The sequence below is a fragment of the Roseateles sp. genome, assembly GCF_036486225.1.
GTDB lineage: Bacteria > Pseudomonadota > Gammaproteobacteria > Burkholderiales > Burkholderiaceae_C > Roseateles.
The window spans coordinates 1-2,982 of sequence record NZ_DASVNZ010000161.1 but is presented as its reverse complement, the minus strand read 5'-3'; the positions used below and the strand labels follow the sequence as shown (position 1 = coordinate 2,982).

Genomic DNA, 2,982 nt, shown 5'->3' with positions numbered 1-2,982 from the left:
CGTCCGCGGCCGTCCCTGCCCTTGCTTCCGCGTTCGCCTCGCTCGCCCGTCGCCATGTCCGTCCCGTTCAATGCCGTCCCCGCTCCGGGGAACGGCGGAAGCATAAACGCCCCGGCGGATTGCTCCGCCGGGGCGTTGTTCAGGCGGGCGCTTCAGGCCCGCGAAGGGTTCGCGGGGCCGTGCCCGAGGCCGTCAGGCCGTGGCGGCGCCCGGGTTGCGCAGGCGGATGTGCAGCTCGCGCAGCTGCTTCTCGTCGACGAAGGACGGCGCGCCGGTCAGCAGGCACTGCGCACGCTGCGTCTTCGGGAACGCGATCACGTCGCGGATCGACTCGGCCTTGGTCATCAGCGTCACCAGGCGGTCCAGGCCGAAGGCCAGGCCGCCGTGCGGGGGCGCGCCGTACTGCAGCGCGTCCAGCAGGAAGCCGAACTTCACGCGCTGCTCCTCGGGGCTGATGTTCAGCGCCTCGAAGACCTTGGCCTGCACGTCGGCCTTGTGGATACGCACCGAACCGCCGCCCAGCTCCCAGCCGTTGAGCACCATGTCGTAGGCCTTGGCCACGCACTTGCCCGGGTCGGTGACCATCAGGTCCTCATGACCGTCCTTGGGCGCGGTGAACGGGTGGTGCACGGCGGCCCAGCGCTTGTTCTCCTCGTCTTCCTCGAACATCGGGAAGTCGACGACCCACAGCGGCGCCCACTTGTCCTCGAAGAGGCCGGTGGTCTTGCCGAATTCGCTGTGGCCGACCTTCAGGCGCAGCCCGCCGATGGCGTCGTTGACGACCTTGGCCTTGTCCGCGCCGAAGAAGATCAGATCGCCGTCCTGGGCGCCGGTGCGCGCCAGGATGTCCGCGACCGCCTTGTCGTGCAGGTTCTTGACGATCGGCGACTGCAGGCCCTCGCGGCCCTTGGCCACCTCGTTGACCTTGATCCAGGCCAGGCCCTTGGCGCCGTAGATCTTGACGAACTCGGTGTAGGCGTCGATCTCGCCGCGGCTCATCGTCGCGCCGCCGGGCACGCGCAGCGCGACCACGCGGCCGCCGGGCGTCGTCGCCGGACCGGAGAAGACCTTGAAGTCGACGTCGCCCATCACGTCGGTCAGCTCGGTGAACTCGAGCTTGACGCGCAGGTCCGGCTTGTCGGAGCCGAAGCGGTGCATCGCTTCCGCGTACTTCATCACCGGGTAGTCGCCCAGCTCGACGTTCAGCGCCTTGCGGAAGACGTGGCGGATCATGCCCTCGAACATCGCGCGGATCTCTTCCTCGCCCAGGAACGAGGTCTCGATGTCGATCTGCGTGAACTCGGGCTGGCGGTCGGCGCGCAGGTCCTCGTCGCGGAAGCACTTGGTGATCTGGTAGTAGCGGTCGAAGCCCGCCACCATCAGCAGCTGCTTGAACAGCTGCGGCGACTGCGGCAGCGCGAAGAACATGCCGTCATGGACACGCGACGGGACCAGGTAATCGCGCGCGCCTTCCGGCGTGCTCTTCGTGAGCATCGGGGTCTCGATGTCGACGAAGCCGTGCTCGTCCAGGAACTTGCGCGCTTCCATCGCCACGCGGTAACGCAGCATCAGGTTGTTCTGCATGTACGGGCGGCGCAGGTCCAGCACGCGGTGCGTCAGGCGCGTGGTCTCGGAGATGTTCTCGTCGTCCAGCGGGAAGGCCGGCGTCACCGACGGGTTCAGCACTTCCAGCTCATGGCACAGGACTTCGACCTTGCCGCTGGCGACGTTGCTGTTCTGCTTGTCGGCCGGGCGCGCGCGCACCTTGCCGACGACCTTGATGCAGAACTCGCTGCGCACGCTCTCGGCCACCTTGAACATCTCGGGGCGGTCGGGGTCGCAGACGACCTGCACGAGGCCTTCGCGGTCGCGCAGTTCGATGAAGATGACGCCGCCGTGGTCACGGCTGCGATGGGCCCAGCCCATCAGGGTCACGGTCTGGTCCAGCAGCTTCTCGCTGACTTGGCCGGCATAGCAGGTACGCATGGAGGTTCTCCGGAAATTCGATGTTCGGTGGGTCGCTGGGCGGCGGGACGTCAGTGCGACGCGGGCGCGGCCAGCAGAGGGAAATTCGGGCGGTGGGCGCTGGCGGGGTCCTGCGGACCCTCAGGACTGAGCGCTTGCCGGGGCGCTCAGCCCGGTCAATTTCGGGTGGCTTCGCTCGGCAGGACGATCGCGGGATCCCCTTGCGGCGCGACCACGCCCATCGAGATGATGTATTTGAGCGCTTCGTCGACGCTCATCGCCAAAGGCCGCAACTGCGCCCGGGGCATCATCAGGAAGAAGCCCGAGGTGGGGTTGGGCGTCGTCGGCACGTACAGCGCGACATGCTCGTCGGCCTCGGCGCCGCTGAGCGTGCCCAGCTGCTGGGCGACCTCGCCGCGCGGCGTGCCGGTGACGAAGGCGATGGTCCAGGACCCCTGGTGCGGATACGGCACCAGCACCGCCTCGCGGAAGGCGTTGCCGCTGGACGAGAACAGCGTGTCCGAAACCTGCTTGACCGAGCTGTAGATGCTCTTGACGATGGGGATCTTGTAGAGCAGCTTGTCCCACTGGCGCAGCCACCACTGGCCGAAGATGTTCGCGACGAACATGCCGGTGAGCATCAGCAGCGCGACCATGACGACCACCCCCAGGCCGGGAATGTCGTGCAGCTGCTTGAGCGACTCCTGGGCGGCCAGCGGCAGCACGGCGCCGACGGCCGAGAGCAGCCAGACGAAGACGCCGTCGATCATGCCGAGCACCCACAGGAGCACCCAGACGGTGATCGCGAGCGGGAGCCAGACCAGCAGGCCGGTGATGATGTACTTGCGCATGCCTGGGTCCGGCCTCGGGGTCAGTGGCAGGCGCAGGAGCCGCCGCAGGCCGTGCCCGAGGAGGAGGCCGACGAGCCGGAAGAAGATTCGGAAGAAGCCGACGACGCGGCGGGCGCACTGCCCGAGCCCGAGGATCCCTCGGCGCCGGCGGCCGGCGCGGCCACCG

Annotated in this window: 2 protein-coding genes; both read right to left on the bottom strand. The window is 68.1% G+C overall.

Features of this window, described 5'->3' with window-relative positions; genetic code table 11:
* Positions 1-192: 192 nt before the first annotated feature.
* Positions 193-1,986 (bottom strand): aspartate--tRNA ligase, encoded by a 1,794-nt coding sequence (gene aspS, locus VF536_RS11190; protein WP_331614926.1) that lies wholly within the window; start codon positions 1,984-1,986, stop codon positions 193-195.
* 155 nt (positions 1,987-2,141) lie between these two features.
* A complete protein-coding gene (locus VF536_RS11185) occupies positions 2,142-2,816 on the bottom strand; it encodes a DUF502 domain-containing protein (protein WP_331614925.1) in 675 nt (224 codons plus the stop codon).
* Positions 2,817-2,982: the final 166 nt, after the last annotated feature.